This window comes from Streptomyces capillispiralis, from assembly GCF_007829875.1.
Lineage (GTDB): Bacteria > Actinomycetota > Actinomycetes > Streptomycetales > Streptomycetaceae > Streptomyces > Streptomyces capillispiralis.
The window spans coordinates 3,387,555-3,402,658 of sequence record NZ_VIWV01000001.1; the positions used below are offsets into that span (position 1 = coordinate 3,387,555).

General features: G+C 73.0%; 14 protein-coding genes and 1 riboswitch. Of the genes, 5 read left to right on the forward strand and 9 right to left on the reverse strand.

Features of this window, described 5'->3' with window-relative positions; translation table 11 throughout:
* Positions 1-159 precede the first annotated feature (159 nt).
* Positions 160-744, forward strand: coding sequence for a flavodoxin family protein (locus FHX78_RS14180; RefSeq protein ID WP_145871951.1), 585 nt, complete (start codon positions 160-162; stop codon positions 742-744).
* 19 nt (positions 745-763) lie between these two features.
* On the opposite strand, the gene FHX78_RS14185 is transcribed toward FHX78_RS14180, so the two are convergent.
* From FHX78_RS14185 to FHX78_RS14205, 5 genes are all read right to left on the reverse strand, one after another.
* Entirely contained in the window at positions 764-1,357 is a 594-nt protein-coding gene (locus tag FHX78_RS14185) for a hypothetical protein (RefSeq protein ID WP_167531760.1), read from the reverse strand.
* Positions 1,358-1,403: 46 nt separating this feature from the next.
* Positions 1,404-2,273, reverse strand: coding sequence for an ABC transporter permease (locus tag FHX78_RS14190; protein WP_145867794.1), 870 nt, complete (start codon positions 2,271-2,273; stop codon positions 1,404-1,406).
* Positions 2,260-3,252, reverse strand: a complete 993-nt coding sequence (locus FHX78_RS14195) for an ABC transporter ATP-binding protein (RefSeq protein ID WP_145867795.1) — start codon at positions 3,250-3,252, stop codon at positions 2,260-2,262. Before FHX78_RS14195 ends, FHX78_RS14190 begins: the two co-directional genes overlap by 14 nt.
* Before the next feature lie 42 nt (positions 3,253-3,294).
* On the reverse strand, positions 3,295-4,518 hold the full coding sequence (locus tag FHX78_RS14200; RefSeq protein ID WP_145867796.1) for a LolA family protein: 1,224 nt from the start codon (positions 4,516-4,518) through the stop codon (positions 3,295-3,297).
* A 336-nt stretch (positions 4,519-4,854) separates the two neighbouring features.
* Positions 4,855-5,865 carry a polyprenyl synthetase family protein gene (locus tag FHX78_RS14205; RefSeq protein ID WP_145867797.1) on the reverse strand — a complete coding sequence of 337 codons (1,011 nt, stop codon included), beginning with the start codon at positions 5,863-5,865 and terminating at the stop codon, positions 4,855-4,857.
* Between the two features lie 658 nt (positions 5,866-6,523).
* A riboswitch (cyclic di-AMP (ydaO/yuaA leader) is annotated at positions 6,524-6,694 on the forward strand.
* A gap of 3 nt (positions 6,695-6,697) precedes the next feature.
* Here FHX78_RS14205 and FHX78_RS14215 point away from each other — a divergent pair.
* On the forward strand, positions 6,698-7,177 hold the full coding sequence (locus tag FHX78_RS14215) for a transglycosylase SLT domain-containing protein (protein WP_145867798.1): 480 nt from the start codon (positions 6,698-6,700) through the stop codon (positions 7,175-7,177).
* Here the strand turns inward: FHX78_RS14215 and FHX78_RS14220 are convergent.
* Entirely contained in the window at positions 7,141-8,073 is a 933-nt protein-coding gene (locus FHX78_RS14220; protein WP_229923829.1) for an HAD family hydrolase, read from the reverse strand. The two genes, FHX78_RS14215 and FHX78_RS14220, sit on opposite strands and share 37 nt — an antisense overlap.
* A 244-nt stretch (positions 8,074-8,317) precedes the next feature.
* Between FHX78_RS14220 and FHX78_RS14225 the strand changes: the two genes are divergently transcribed.
* The 3 genes from FHX78_RS14225 to FHX78_RS14235 all read left to right on the forward strand — a co-directional run bounded on the left by FHX78_RS14225 (position 8,318) and on the right by FHX78_RS14235 (position 11,539).
* The gene (locus FHX78_RS14225; RefSeq protein WP_145867799.1) at positions 8,318-9,388 is read left to right on the forward strand and encodes a GNAT family N-acetyltransferase; all 1,071 of its coding nucleotides are present in this window, start codon (positions 8,318-8,320) and stop codon (positions 9,386-9,388) included.
* Between the two features lie 97 nt (positions 9,389-9,485).
* Positions 9,486-10,748 (forward strand): glycosyltransferase family 2 protein, encoded by a 1,263-nt coding sequence (locus FHX78_RS14230; RefSeq protein ID WP_373312992.1) that lies wholly within the window; start codon positions 9,486-9,488, stop codon positions 10,746-10,748.
* Positions 10,745-11,539, forward strand: a complete 795-nt coding sequence (locus FHX78_RS14235) for a polysaccharide deacetylase family protein (protein WP_229923828.1) — start codon at positions 10,745-10,747, stop codon at positions 11,537-11,539. Before FHX78_RS14230 ends, FHX78_RS14235 begins: the two co-directional genes overlap by 4 nt.
* A 16-nt stretch (positions 11,540-11,555) precedes the next feature.
* Here the strand turns inward: FHX78_RS14235 and FHX78_RS14240 are convergent, their stop codons facing one another.
* Genes FHX78_RS14240 through FHX78_RS14250 form a run of 3 tightly spaced genes read right to left on the reverse strand, consistent with a single transcriptional unit; the run spans position 11,556 to position 14,949 of the window.
* Positions 11,556-12,701 (reverse strand): glycosyl hydrolase, encoded by a 1,146-nt coding sequence (locus FHX78_RS14240; protein ID WP_145867801.1) that lies wholly within the window; start codon positions 12,699-12,701, stop codon positions 11,556-11,558.
* A complete protein-coding gene (locus tag FHX78_RS14245) occupies positions 12,698-13,129 on the reverse strand; it encodes a hypothetical protein (RefSeq protein WP_145867802.1) in 432 nt (143 codons plus the stop codon). The genes FHX78_RS14240 and FHX78_RS14245 overlap by 4 nt, the downstream gene beginning before the upstream one ends.
* A complete protein-coding gene (locus FHX78_RS14250) occupies positions 13,126-14,949 on the reverse strand; it encodes a glycosyltransferase (protein WP_145867803.1) in 1,824 nt (607 codons plus the stop codon). The genes FHX78_RS14245 and FHX78_RS14250 overlap by 4 nt, the downstream gene beginning before the upstream one ends.
* Positions 14,950-15,104: the final 155 nt, after the last annotated feature.

The window sequence follows — 15,104 nt, forward strand, 5'->3', positions numbered from 1 at the left end:
GCCACGCCACCTCCCGAGCCTGCGCGAAGCCCCCTGCCCCCCTGCCCCCCTGAGCCCCCTGAGCCCCCACCACCTCACCCTCCCCTTGGCGATTTGCTTGCATGCGCATATGATGCAGATGCCTGATATTGGCGTACGCCGATCATTTGGGGGATGACCATGACCCGCCGTTTCCTCTTCGTCCTGGGCAGCGCCCGCTCCGACGGCAACACCGAACTGCTGGCCCGCCGGGCCGCCGAACAGCTGCCCCCGGCCGTGGAGCAGCAGTGGATCGACCTCACCGCCCACCCGCTGCCCGACTTCGAGGACCTGCGCCACGACAGCGACCACGTCCGCCCGACCGAGGGCCCCGTGGCTCGGCTGCTGGACGCGACCCTCGCGGCGACGGACGTCGTCATCGCCTCGCCGCTGTACTGGTACTCGGTGTCCGCGCAGACCAAGCGTTACCTGGACCACTGGTCGGGCTGGCTGCGCATCCCCGGCCTGGACTTCAAGGCGACCATGGCGGGACGCACCCTGTGGGGCGTCACCGCGCTGGCCCACGAGGAGCAGGTGGTCGCCGACCCGCTGGTCGGCACGCTGAACAACTCGGCCGCCTACATGGGCATGCGCTTCGGCGGGGTACTGCTCGGCAACGGCAGCAAGCCCGGTGACGTACTGAAGGACACGGAGGCGCTGGCGCGGGCCAAGACGTTCTTCGCGCAGGACGCGCCCCCGGCCCGCTTCCCCTACGAGGCCGGCTGAGACCGGCTCCCCGGCGGCCTCACCAGCCGAGCTGCGCCTCGCCCAGAACCTCGCTGCCGATGTGGGCGGCGAGCTTCTGAGCACGTTCGAGGTCGCCGTACTTGGTCACGTGGACGAAGACCGTGTGGTCCTCGGCCCACTTGCCGTACTGCGCGTCGTCGCCGTGGAACACGATCTGGACCCCGTCGTGGTTCCAGTGCCCGTGGGAGTCGATCTCCGGGTCGTCCGGCCAGCGGCCGTTCCATTCGATGGCCGCCGTGCCCTCGCCCAGAGCGGCCAGGAACCGCTCCTCGACGTCCTCCCCGCGTTCGACGTCCTCGCTGAAGGACAGCGGCAGATGTGTCCCGAGTTCGGCGTCGTCCAGTGCGGACACGTCGGACTCGAAGAACAGGAAGTCACCCGTCACCGGGTCGGTGCGTGTGTCCTCGTAGTCGAAGCACTCCCCGGGCACGATCAGGGCCATCCGGCGCGCCTCCCCGGGCGTGCGCATCTCGGAGAAGAGCCAGACCCTGTCGTTGACGTGTTCCAGCAGCGCGCAGAGCCTCTTGGCCTGCCGGTACGCCTCGGCCGCGTCGGTGGTCCGGAAGACGGGGTACGCCCGTGAGTTGCCCATGGCCCGAACCGTCACACGCCCCCGCCCGCCACGGCCACCGCGTTTCCTACGCGGTGATGTCCTTCGCCGTGAACCGCGCCCACGCCGCCGAGCCGAACACGGCCGCGTAGAGGGCCTGGAGGCCGAGGTTCTTCGTCAGGTCGTCCCAGTAGACCGGTTCGCGCATCAGGTCGGCGAAGGACAGCCAGTAGTGGGAGAACAGGTAGGGGTGGAGGGCGTGCAGCTGCGGGATCTGGTCGAGGATCTGGACCGTGATGAGCAGTCCCACCGTGGTCGCCATCGCCGCGATGCCGCTGTTGGTCAGGGTGGAGACGAACAGGCCGAGCGCCGCCACGCCGATCAGTGACAGGGCGACGACCAGGGCGATCAGCAGGGCTCTGCCCAGCCCTTCGGCGAAACTGATGCGGGTGCCGGAGATGGTCGTCAGGTCGCCCAGCGGGAACAGCAGCGCGCCGACGGTCAGGGCCGAGAGGGCGACCACCAGCGTGGCGACCAGGCAGAAGGTCATGACGGCCGCGTACTTGGTGAGCAGCAGCCGGCTGCGCCCCGCGGGGGCGACCAGGAGGTAGCGCAGGGTGCCGGCGTTCGCCTCGCCGGCGAGGGCGTCACCGGCGACGACGCCGATCGCCATGGGCAGGAAGAACGGCAGGGTGGCGGCGAGCGCGGTGAAGACCAGGAACAGGCCGTTGTTGGTGATCTGCGAGATGAACGCCGGTCCTCCCCCGCCGCCCCCGCCGCCGGACGAGCCGTCGCCGGTCTCGATGCGTACGGCGACGCCGACCAGGACCGGCACGGCGGCCAGCACCCCGAGCAGGGCGAGGGTGCGCCAGCGCCGGAAGGTGGTGAGCAGCTCGCTGCGGAGCAGGCCGAGCGTCCACAGCGGGCTCGCCTCGCGCACCGCGTCAGCCCGCGACATCGAATCCCTCCCCGGTCAGCGCGACGAACGCGTCCTCCAGCGAGGCCCGTTCGACACCGAAGCCGCGCACCCGCACACCGGCCGTCACCAGGGCCGCGTTCACCTCGGCGAGGTCCCGCTCGGGCACCTCGCCGGTCACCTTCTCGTCGGCCACGACCACATCGGCGACCCCCTGCTCCTTCAGCACCCGCGCCGCGTCCGCGGGGTCCGGGGTGGTCACCACCAGCCGGCCCCGGGCGCCGGCCGACAGCTCGGCGACCGGGCCCTGGGTGATCAGCCGGCCCCGGGCCATCACGGCGGCGTGCGTGCACACCTGCTCGATCTCGTCGAGCAGGTGGGAGGAGAGGAAGACGGTGGTGCCCTCCGAGGCCAGTTCGCGGATCAGCGTGCGGATCTCCCGCATGCCCTGCGGGTCGAGGCCGTTGGTCGGCTCGTCCAGGACGAGCAGCCGGCGCGGCTGGAGCAGGGCGGCCGCCAGGCCCAGGCGCTGCTTCATGCCGAGGGAGTACGCCTTCGCCTTCTTGTCGGCGGCGGCCGTGAGGCCCACCCGGTCCAGGGCGGCGGCGACGCGGGCGCGCCGGGTGCGCGGGTCGGCGGTCGGGTCGGCCGCGTCGTAGCGCAGCAGGTTGTCGCGGCCGGACAGGAAGCCGTACAGGGCCGGGCCCTCGATGAGGGCGCCGACGTGGGGCAGCACGGCGCGCGCGGAGCGCGGCATGGGGCGCCCGAGGACGTGCGCCGTGCCCGAGGTCGGTTCGATCAGGCCCATCAGCATGCGGATGGTGGTGGTCTTGCCGGACCCGTTGGGGCCGAGGAAGCCGAAGACGCTGCCCGCCGGGACGGTCAGCCGCAGACCGTCCACGGCGAGCTGTCCGCCGCGGTAGCGCTTGCTGAGCGCGCGGGTGACGATGACGCCGTCGCCCGCGTCCGCGCCCTGCTCCGTGTCCGCGCCCTCCGGTGGTGTGGCGGACGCCTCGCCCATCGGCTCCCTCGTTCCCTCACTGCGTCACAGGACTCGCCGGGACTACTTCCCCGCGTCGGCCGCCTTCACGAGCGCGTCCTTGGTGACGGCGCCCACGTAGACCGTGCCGTCCTCGGTGATCAGGGCGTTGACCAGGCGGGTGCTGAACACCGTGCCGGTGCCGAACTCGCCCTTCACCTGGTCGCCGAGCGAGCCGAGGAAGCCACCGAGGTCGCCGCCCGCCTCCCCGGTGGGCAGGCCGCCCTCGCTGCCGCTGTCGAAGGTGGCGACGGAGTTCCAGCCCTCGCCGAGCATCTTCAACCCGTCGAGGCCCTTGGCCAGGTCCTCCTCCGACTTCGGGGCGTTCTCCGGCTTGCCGGAGTGCTCCCGGCCGTGGTCCAGCTCGCCGTCCTCGGTCACCTCGGCGCCCTTGGGCGGGGTGAACGCGAAGGTCGACGCGGCCGGCCGGTCGAAGCTCACCTGGGTGAAGCCGACGTCCACGACGGCGGCGCCGCCGCTCGCGGGGGTGAGCGTGAACTTCAGCGGCATACCGGTCCTGTGGTCGACCGCGATGCTGATCGCGCCGACCGTGGAGCCGGACTGCCGGGGCTTGACGACCAGCTTGTACGCGTCCCGGCCGGCCACCTGGGCGGTGCCGTCGACGGTCACGGACGTGGTGTCGTCGACCGCCTTCAGCGCTTCCTCGGCGAAGTCCTTCGGGGTGGCCGGGGGCTGGTGCTCCCGGTCCTTCGCGGACTCCTCGACCGTGCCGTGGTAGACCTGGTTGGACGCGCTGTCGTAGCCCCAGACGTCCTTGCCGTTGTGGATCAGGCTGTACTCGGCGGCGTTCTCCAGGAGCGACAGCTTCTGCCGGTCCGGGCCGTCGGCCGCGACCCGCAGGGTGTGCGTCCCCGAGGCCAGTTCGGTGAGCTTGGCGGACGGGTCGGCCGAGGAGCCGTCCCCGCCCTCGCCCCGCTCGCCCGCGCCGGAGGCGAGACTGCTCTCCAGGCCGCCGAGGTCCGGCAGACCGAGGTCCGTGGTGATCTTCACGGTGCCGGACAGCTGCTCGACGTCCGACTTCGCGATCTTCTCTATCAGTTGTGCGGCGGTGATCTCCGGCAGATCCGGGTCGCCGGAGTCGGCGAGGGCCGGGACGAGCCCGATGGTCGCGGCCGCCACTCCCATCACGGTGACCGGGACGACGTACCGCGCGGCCCTGCGCCGCCTCGCGCGCGGCTCGCCGGCCTCCCCCGCGGTCGTCATGTCGTCGGATTCGTACGGTGCCATGTGTGCCCTACCTCCGTGGTCGGCGGCGGCTTCCGTCTCGTGTCCTCGCACCAGTCTCATTCCCGAGCCGCCATTCTCACCCGAACCGGTGAGAAGTGGTGTTGTCCGTCGTGGTCCATCTGACCAAATCCGGCGGGCGCACGCGTCAGACCCCGGACTCAACTCCGTGTACTGCTGGGGTATGACACGGGGAGTGATTCCCTCCCCCGACCAGTAGGGGTCGGGGCGGAGTTCGGGAGCGGAACGGGGCGGGGCGGGGGCCGGAACCCGTAGGGGTGGGGGCCGGGTCCGGTAGGGGCGAGGCCGGGACCCGTAGAGGCCGGGGCGTGGCCGGGGTCAGCCCGCGCGGTGCACGACCGCGTCGCACAGCTGCACGAGGGCGGCCTTGGCGTCGCACTCCCGCAGCGGGGCCAGCGCCGCGCGCGCCTCCTCGGCGTAGCGCACGGTGTCCCGGCGGGCGTGCTCCAGCGCGGGGTGGGCGCGCAGCAGACGCAGCGCCTCGGCGTGCCGGGCGTCGTCGGTGAGGTCGGAGTCCAGCAGCTCGCACAGGGCGATGTCCTCGGCCAGCCCCAGCCGGGCCGCCCGCTCGCGCAGCCGCAGCACGGGCAGCGTGGCGATGCCCTCGCGCAGGTCGGTGCCGGGGGTCTTGCCGGACTCGTGGGAGTCGGAGGCGATGTCCAGGACGTCGTCGGCGAGCTGGAAGGCGACGCCGAGCCGCTCGCCGTACTGGGTGAGCACGTCCACCACCGTCTCGTCGGCGCCGGACATCATCGCGCCGAAGCGGCAGGAGACGGCGACCAGCGAGCCGGTCTTGCCGCCGAGGACGTCCAGGTAGTGGTCGACCGGGTCCCGGCCGTCCTGGGGTCCCGCCGTCTCCAGGATCTGCCCGGTGACCAGCCGCTCGAACGCCTGGGCCTGCACCCGCACCGCCTCGGGACCGAGGTCGGCCAGGATGTGGGAAGCCCGCGCGAAGAGGAAGTCGCCGGTGAGGACCGCGACGGAGTTGCCCCAGCGGGCGTTCGCGCTGTCCACCCCGCGCCGCACCTCGGCCTCGTCCATCACGTCGTCGTGGTACAGCGTGGCCAGGTGGGTCAGCTCCACGACGACGGCGGAGGGCACGACCCCGGGCGCGTAGGGGTCGCCGAACTGGGCGGAGAGCATCACGAGCAGCGGGCGGAACCGCTTGCCGCCGGCCCGCACCAGGTGCTGGGCGGCCTCCGTGATGAAGGGCACCTCGCTCTTGGTGGCCTCGAGCAGCCCCTCCTCGACAGCCGTCAATCCGGCCTGGACATCGGCTTCCAGAACCTGGTCCCGCACGCTCAGCCCGAACGGCCCGACGACGGTCACGAGGGGTCTCCTGTCTGCTGGTGTCTACTGGCGATTACACGGTTTGTCGATAGGTCGCTGCCATCACTCAAGTCAGCGTATCCGGTCACGTTTCGATCACCGCCAGCACCCAGGGTCACAAGCCGGGCGATACGGGATCAGGGGCGGAGTGATTTTGATCGGTTGATCACAAGGGACATTCTCCGACTTTCCGCCGCGCGTCGATCCACTCCCCGACACGGCCGCCGCCCCCGCCCCTCGACCGCTCCCCGGCCCACTCCCCGGCCCGCTCCTCACCCCGCCCGCCGGCCCGCTCCCCGGCCCGCTCCTCGACCCATTCCTCGGCCCGCTCTTCGGCACGCGCACCATCCTGCCCGCCCCTCCGCCCGATTTGCCGTAAATACCAAGCGGAATCCGCTTGGTGAGCAATGCTCCACCGGCGCGTGATCAGTGAAGTGAGTCACGCGCGCGGCACCGCGTCCACCACACCCCCGCTCCCGCGTCCGCCCGCGCCCCGGCGCCGAGTTGACCCTTGGCGACAGCAAAGGATCAAGCACCCCAAACCCCCCATTGGAAGATCAAACGGCATACCGGGTGATGCCCACACTTGTTCCCGACATGTGCTCTCGCATACGTTCCGGGCCTGCCGGGTGGACGCCCAGTCCTGCCGCCACCCGCACCACACCCAACGACGAACTCACGCACGGCAGGAGCGGGGGACCCAGGTAAGTCGCCGGGCCGGCCATCGCGCCGGAACGGCTAGGGGTGAAGCCGTGCCCTCAGGGGCACGGCCGGGCACTCTCCCGCCCGAACCCGACAGCTCACCTCGCAGGCGTAGGAGAGGAACCCAGACATGCCCGCACACGGTCAGCACCGCCGCTCCGGCGCCCGCCGCCTCGTCCGCTCCCTCGCCGTCGCCGGTACCGGCGTCGCCGTGGTCGCCCTGCCGCTGTTCGGCGCCACCAGCGCCTCCGCGCAGACCACGACGGCCGCCACGGCCACCACGGCCTACCCGGACAACCTCGACGGCTGGATCCGCGAGTCCCTGTCCGTCATGGCGCAGCACGGCATCCCGGGCAGCTACGAGGCCATCCACCGCAACATCATGCGCGAGTCCTCCGGCAACCCGGCCGCCATCAACCTCTGGGACTCGAACGCCGCCGCCGGCACCCCGTCGAAGGGCCTGCTCCAGGTCATCGACCCGACCTTCCAGGCGTACCACGTGCCCGGCACCCCCTTCGACCCGTACGACCCGGTCGCCAACATCACGGCGGCCTGCAACTACGCCGCCGACCGCTACGGCTCGATCGACAACGTCTTCGGCGCGTACTGAGGCGCGGATCCGGACCGCGGCCCGGGGACGTCCCGGGCCGTGTCCCCGGACAGGTCCTGGGCCGCCCGCCGGCGGACGGGCCCGGACGGGCCGCCGAACAGCCGCTCGAGGACGACGGCCACGCCGTCGTCCTCGTTCGACGCGGTGACCTCGTCAGCCACCGCCTTCAGCTCGGGGTGGGCGTTGGCCATGGCGACGCCACGGGCCGCCCAGTCGAACATGGGGATGTCGTTCGGCATGTCGCCGAAGGCGAGGGCGTGCTCCGGGCTCAGCCCCAGGTGCTCGGCGGCCAGCGCCAGCCCCGTCGCCTTGGTGACCCCGCACGGCTGGAGCTCCACCGTGCCCGGCCCCGACATGGTCACCGTGGCCAGCGAACCGACCACCGACCGGGCCGCCGCCGCCAACGCGTCGTCGGACAGCCGGGCGTGACGCAGCAGCACCTTGCTGATCGGCCGGTCCCACAGGTCACCGCGCCGCTCGACCCGTACGGCGGGCAGGGTCGGGTGCGGCATCAGATAGCCGGGCTCGATCAGCGTCAGCCCGTCGACCCCGTCCTGGTCGACCGCGGCGTACACCTCCCCCACTTCGGCCTCGATCTTGCCGAGCGCGGTCTCCGCCAGTTCCCGGTCCAGCGTGACCGACCACAGCAGGCGGTCCGCGCCGGCGTCGTACACCTGCGCGCCCTGTCCGCACACCGCGAGCCCCGTACTGCCGAGGTCGTCCAGGAGCGGCCGCACTCTGGGGGCCGGGCGCCCCGTCACCACGAGGTGCTCGGCACCGGCCCGCGCCACCCGCGCGAGCGCGGCGACGGACCGGTCGGAGAGGGTGTCGTCGCCGCGCAGCAGCGTCCCGTCCAGATCGGTGGCGATGAGTGAATATGCGGTGGGTGCGGCCATGATCAGAGAATACGGACAACACGACGGTCCGCCTCACATCGCCCGGAACCGCTTGCGCGACCGCGTCCGTCACGCTAGAGAAGCGTTCCGCCATCACCGGGTACGGACTGGTTGAGGACGGTGCGGACCTCTTTCCCCGTTTGGCAAGAACATGCTCCGCTATCTACCGTCCACCTGCTCCCGGGCGGTACCTTCCAAGGGTCCAGGGGGGACTTGATCGGGGGGTCAGGTGAGCAGTGGACGCATGCGCGTGCTGAGGCCCGAGGAGCTCGGCGAGGGGGAACGGGAGCGCTGGCGGGAACTGCGCGCCGCGACGGACGCACCACGCAATCCGTTCATGGAACCGGAGTTCACCACCGCCGTCGGCCGGGTCCGGCCGCAGGCCAGGATCGCGGTGCTGTACGAGGGGGCGGAACCGGCGGGCTTCCTGCCGTACGAGCGGGGCGCGCTGGGACAGGGCCGGGCGATAGGGCTCGGGGTGTCCGACTGCCAGGGCGCGGTGCTGGGCCCCGGGCACACCCCGGAGACCGCTGAACTGCTGCGGGCCTGCTCGCTGTCGAGCTTCGCCTTCGACAACCTGGAGGCCGGGCAGGGGCTGTTCGTGCCGTACGCGGCCGAGGAGCACGCCACCTACGTCATCGACGTGGAGAAGGGCTACGAGACCTACGAGTCGGTGCTGCGCACCCAGTCGCCCAAGTTCCTCAAGACCACCCTCGCCAAGGAGCGCAGGCTCGGCCGGCAGGCCGGACCGGTGCGGTTCGTCTTCGACGAACGCGACCCGGCCGCGCTGCGCGCCCTCATGGAATGGAAGTCGGCGCAGTACCGCAGGACGGGGCGCCGGGACCGTTTCGCGCGGGAGTGGATCACCCGGCTCGTGGGGCGGCTCGCCGAGACCCGGGCGCCGCAGTGCACGGGCACGCTGTCGGTGCTCTACGCCGGCGACCGACCCGTCGCCGCGCACTTCGGCCTGCGTTCCGCCACCGTCCTGGCCTGCTGGTTCCCGGCGTACGACCCGGAGTTCGCGAAGTTCTCGCCCGGTCTGGTGCTGCATCTGCGGATGGCCGAGGCGGCGGCGGCCGAGGGCATCGGCCTGCTCGACCTGGGGCGCGGGCCGGCCGAGTACAAGGACTCGCTGAAGACCGGCGAACTCGCCGTCCACGAAGGGGCGGTGACCCGCCCGGGCGTGGGGGCCGCGCTGCACTGGCTGGGCCGCGAGCCCGCGCGCCGGGCGCACGGTTTCGTCCGCGCCCGCCCGCGGCTGGCGTCGCTGGCGTCGCGCACGCTGAAGGGCGCGGCTCGGCTGCGCCGGTCCTGAGGAGGGGGAGGAAGGACGTATGTCCGGCAGAACGGGAGCGGACGCGCGGACGTCGCGTACGCAGGAGGAGATACGGCGGTTCCTGGCCATCGGCGCGGTGCAGGTCGCCGACATCGACCTGGACGGTGACGAGGCCGCGCCCAGACCGGGGCCGGGCAGCCCGCCGGTGACACACGGCGAGGTGTTCCTGCTGGTCAGACGGTCCGGCCGGCCGGTGGCCACCCTACTGACGCGGGTCCCCGAGGGAGCGGACCCCCGGGCCACGCTCCTCCGGGCGGCACGGGAGGCGGCCACGGGGGACGCACGGGGGACGGACCCGGGGGACGTGCCGGGGGCGGGGACGCCCGGGACGACGCCGCTGCCCTTCGCCTCGGTCGTCGTGGCCACCCGGGAGCGGGCCGGGCAACTCGCCAGGGCGCTGGACTCGCTGCTCGCGCAGGAGCACCCGCGCTTCGAGGTGGTCGTCGTCGACAACGCGCCCGTGACCGGCGAGACGCGCGAGCTGGTGGAGCGCAAGTACGGCGAGCGGGTGCGGTACGTGTGCGAGCCGGTGCCCGGACTCGCGGTGGCGCACAACCGGGGCCTGGCCGAGGTCCGCGGCGAGGTGATCGCGTTCACCGACGACGACGTGGTCGCCGACCCCCGCTGGCTGGCCGAACTGACCGCGCCCTTCGCCGCCGACCCCCGGCTCGGCTGCGCCACCGGCCTGATCCTGCCCGCCCGGCTGCGCACCCCGGCCCAGGTCCTGCTGGAGAGCCACGGCGGCTTCGCGAAGGGCTTCACGCCGACGACGTACGACCCCGGCGACCCGCCCCGTGACGAGCCGCTGTTCCCCTTCACCGCGGGCCGCTTCGGCTCCGGCGCGAACATGGCCTTCCGCACGGAGGTGCTGCGCGCCGTCGGCGGCTTCGACCCGGCCACCGGCGCCGGGACGCCCGCCCGGGGCGGCGACGACCTGTACGGCTTCGTCCGCGTCCTCGCCCAGGGACACCGGCTGCACTACACGCCGTACGCCCTGGTGTGGCACCACCACCGGGAGGGCTGGGCCGATCTGGAGACCCAGGCGTACGGCTACGGCGCCGGCCTCACCGCCTACCTCACCGCGATCCTGGTCAACCGGCCGACGCTGCTGCCGGCGTTCCTCGCCCGACTGCCGCGCGGTCTCGCCCGCGCCCGCGCGCTGACCGCGGTGCGCGACACGGACACCGGCGGCGCCGCGCCCGGCGGGCACGACAGCCGCACCCATCCCTGGCCGCGCCGCCTGTCGCGGCTTCAGCGCAGGGGGATGCTGTACGGGCCGGTCGGCTATCTGCGGGCGCGGCGGGCGCCGGCCGGCCGCGCGGGGAAGGAGACGGGATGAGCCCGGCCATACCCGTGTTCCTCTACCACGCCGTGATGGACGATCCACCGGACTGGATCGCGGAGTTCACCGTCACGCCCCGGGAGTTCGCCGCCCATCTCGACGCCGTCGTGGACAGCGGCCGCACGCCCGTCACCATCAGCACCCTCGCCGACCACCTGGCCGGGCGGGCGCCGCTGCCGCCCCGGCCGGTGCTGCTCACCTTCGACGACGGGTTCGCCGACCTGCCCGGCCCCACCGCCGACGCCCTGGCCCGGCGCGGGCTGTCCGCCACCGCGTACCTCACCACCGGCGCCATCGCCCCGGGCGGCCGCAGTCTGCTGCCGCCCGCCCCGATGATGCCCCTGGACCGGGTCACCGCGCTGGAACGTTCCGGCATGGAGGTCGGCAGCCACACGGTCACCCACGCCCAGCTCGACACGCTGACCGCCCGCCAGCTGCGCGCCGAACTGCTCGACTCCAAGGCGGTGCTGGAGGACGTCCTCGGCCACCCCGTCCCCCACCTCGCCTACCCGCACGGCTACAACAGCCCCCGGGTGCGCGCCATGGCCGCCCGGGCCGGCTACGAGACGGCGACCGCCGTGCGGCACGCGCTCAGCTCGGACCGGGACGAGCGCTACCGCATCGCCCGGCTGATCGTCCGCCGCGGCCACACCGTCGCCGACGTGGCCGCCTGGCTGGCGGGCGACGGCGCGCGGATCGCCCCGTACCGGGACGGCCCGAGGACCGTCGCGTGGCGCTGGTACCGGCGCGGCCGGGCGGCGCTGCACGGCCCCGAGTTCGCGGGCTGAGCGGCACCCGGGGAGGTCACTTCGGCGGCGGCTGGTTCAGGTACGGGTCGGCCACCGCCCCGCCCAGGCTCTCCCACGCCGCGTCGCCGGCCAGGGCGAGGTCGCAGTGGGGTCCGGGGTCCCGGTAGTTCCACTGGAGCGCGGCCTTGACCCCCTCCAGGTCCTTCAGCACCCGCGGCACCTGCGCGTACCACTCGGCCTGCCGCTCCGGGCGGGCCGGGTCGGCGGCCGACCCGAACTCCGAGAGCATCAGGGGCTTGTCGTCGGAGATGTGCTCGCGGATCCAGTCGTGACTGGCCGTCTGGGTCTGCTCGAAGGTCAGCCAGTCCGTGGCGTGGCACCGGTAGTAGTTGTACTGGTTGTAGCCGATCCAGTCGACGTACGCGTCGCCCGGGTACATCCGCTCGAACAGGTCGGCGTGGTTCAGGTAGCCGGTGATGATCCAGGTCCACACCACGGTGTCGACGCCCAGTTCGCGGAAGCGGTCGTGGATGTGCCGGTAGGCCGCCACGTACTCGGCGGGGGTGCCGTTGCCCGGGGTGCGGGTGTCCATCTCCAGGTCGAAGGAGAGGAAGACCTTCTTGCCGGTGCGCTCCCCGTACTCCTTGATCCGCCGGGCCTGGACGTCGATGACGGAGGCGTCCAGCTCACCGGCCGCGATCTCCTTCCACGTCGGCTGCTGCCGCTTCGTGCCGCCCCACCACTTGCTCTCCCAGGACAGCAGCAGCATGCGGTCGTCGCCCACCCGCTGTTCCTCCGGGGTGAGCAACTGGCCCTCCCGGCGGGTCCCTTCGGGCAGGGACATGTCGTGGTACGTGTAGACGATGTCGAGCTTGCGGCCCACGCGCTCCTCGTAGGCCTTCACCTTGTCCTCCAGATCGGCGCGCTCGTGCGGCACGAACGCGCCGAACCACGCCCCGCAGGGCGGTTCGAGCAGGGCGGTGGGCCGGCATTCCTCGCCCATCGCGGAGGGTTCCGGTCCGGTGGCGTTCCTGAGGGCGAGTACGGCGACGAGCACCGCGGCGACGACCGTGGCGGAGGTGAGCAGCAGCCGCCGGCGCCGCGGCGGCGGGCCCGGCGCTTCGGGCGTCCGCGGCCTGCGGTGGCGGGCGTCGGTGGTGCGCGGACCGCTGTCGCGGCGAAAGGGACGGTTGACCTTCACAGAGCGGAACCCTTCCGTGTCCTCGGCGTCGGCGGGGAGGCGCGCAGCCGCGGGCAGAACGCGGCGAGTGTGGTCAGGAGGGTCAGCGTCAGCAGCACCCGCTGCGCGCTGAAGGCGTGGGTGGCGATCAGCACCGTGGCGACGACCATCACCGCCGCGACGCTGAGGAGGACGGCCAGCATCAGCCGCTCCAGCTGGTCGGAGCGGCGGGCGAAGCCGGGCCGGCGCGTCTCCACGGGTCCCCGGGCCGGCCGTGCGCGCAGCGCCGGTCCCCACAGGCCGACCAGCGCGGCGCCGGGCCCGGCCGCCAGGAACACGGCGACCGCCGCGCCGCGCAGCGGCGACCCGCCGGGCAGCGCGAGGGCGGCGAGCGCCAGCCAGCCGCCGAACGGCGGGAGCATCCTCATCACGAGGTCCTGCGGTGTCATCGCTCCGCTCCCCCTTCGCGCCGCAGTTCGTAGACGACGCCCGCGCCGTTCTCCGCCACCAGCCGGAAGCGCGGCGAGGCGGCGACGGAGTCCCGGATGCGGTCCAGCTGGTCCCCGGTGAGCTGGCCGTTCATCTCGGAGTTGGCGAACTGCCCCTGGGTGAGCAGGAAGTACGCCCGGGCCGGGCGCTCCACTCCGGTCATGTCGCGGGCGAGGGTGGCGGCCGGGCTCCGCAGGATCTCGTCGACGTGCCGGCGGTCGTCGTCGAGGAACCAGTAGTGGTCGACGGTCCCGTACGACGCGTAGGCGAGCGGATAGTTGCGGTTGGCGGCGACGACCGTCGAGCCTTCGGGGGCCTGGTCGAACAGCCGCTGGACCAGGGCCACCTCCTCCGGCGGGAAGTAGTTGATCCGGTCCTTGCCGGAGTAGCTCGGGACGAAGGCCAGGGTGGCGGCGACGAGCACCAGCAGCGGGCCCGCCACGGCGACGGCGCGCCGCCCGGCGGCCGGTGCGGTGGCGCGCGCCCGCGGCCCGCGGGCATCCGCCTCGGCCTCGGCGGCGAGGGTGCGCACCCGGGGCAGCAGGGCCGCGGCGGCGAAGAAGGCGGCGCCGGGCAGCATGAACATCAGCACCCTGAAGATCATTTCGCTGCCGTAGCTGCTCGCCACGAACATCGGCAGCGGCGCGGCCGCGATCACCAGCAGGGGCGTCGCCCGGTGCCGGAGCACGCGCTGCCGCCACACCCCGGCCACCGCCAGCAGCAGCACGGTGCCCGACAGCAGCCGGGCCGCCCAGGAGGTCGCCACCGCTCCGGTGCCGGTCGGGGTGGCGCCGTACCCGGTGGCGACGTTGCCGCCGACGTCCCCCACGGAGCGGATCATGTCCGGCATCGCGGCGGACAGGAAGGGCAGCGCGGCCGTCCCGCACCAGGCCAGGAAGATCACGGCGGTGGTGACCGGCGGGACCCAGTCCCGGGAGCGGCGGACCAGGCACAGGGCGAGCAGGGAGACGGCCAGCATGGCGGGGGTGAGCTGATGGGAGATGACCATCGCCACCACCAGCGCGCTGAGCACGGCCGTCCAGACGGCCTGCCCCCGCCGTCCGCGCGCCCCGCCGGACCGGCCGTACCGGCGCAGCACGACCGCCAGCACACCGAGGTGCAGCGCGAAGGCCACGGACTGGGGGGAGAAGTAGTCCTGGCCCACCCAGTTGGCGACGTAGAAGAGCCAGACCGCGGTCCAGATCAGCCGCCGGTCCTCGGTGAAGGTGCGGTAGATCAACAGCAGCGGGAGCAGCAGCATCAGGCTGGAGACCAGCGGCCACCAGGCCATGTACATCGCCGTCGACTCCACGCCCAGCAGCCGCACCAGGGCGGCCTGGGCGGCGAAGAAGCCGGGCCACTGGTCGTACACGGCCATGTCGCCGATCTGGTCGGCGGTCTGCAGTCCCCCGGCGGTCAGCAGGTGGTCGACGACACCGTCGTGCTTCCACGCCCAGGCGTACAGCGGGGTGGGGTAGAGCACGGCCTGGGTGGCCCGCTCCATCACCAGCAGCCCGAGCACGTACGCCGCCGGCCAGCCGCCCGGCCGCCGCGGATCGCGGACGGTGTACCAGAAACCGGCGGTCAGGACCACCAGTCCGGCCCAGAAGGCGGGGTGGAGCGCGGTGACCAGTCCGAAGTCGTCCAGCCGCGACACGTCGGTGTGGCGCACCGCGTACCCCCACAGGGCGAGCGCGGCGAGCAGCGGGACGGCGGGCCGGGCGGCGGTGAGGCCACGGCGGCCGGGCCACACGGGCGGCAGGTCGGAAAGGTCCGTCACGGGCTCATGGGCGGGGCTCGACGACTCCGATGAGGAGGGGGCCCGCGGCCCGGGCGCGCGCTCCGGTGCCGTGTCGTCAGGGGTGGCCCGGGCCGGTGTGCCGTCCGGCGCGGGCTCGGGCGCGGATCTCTCGCGTGGAGTGGTTGGCGGACGCA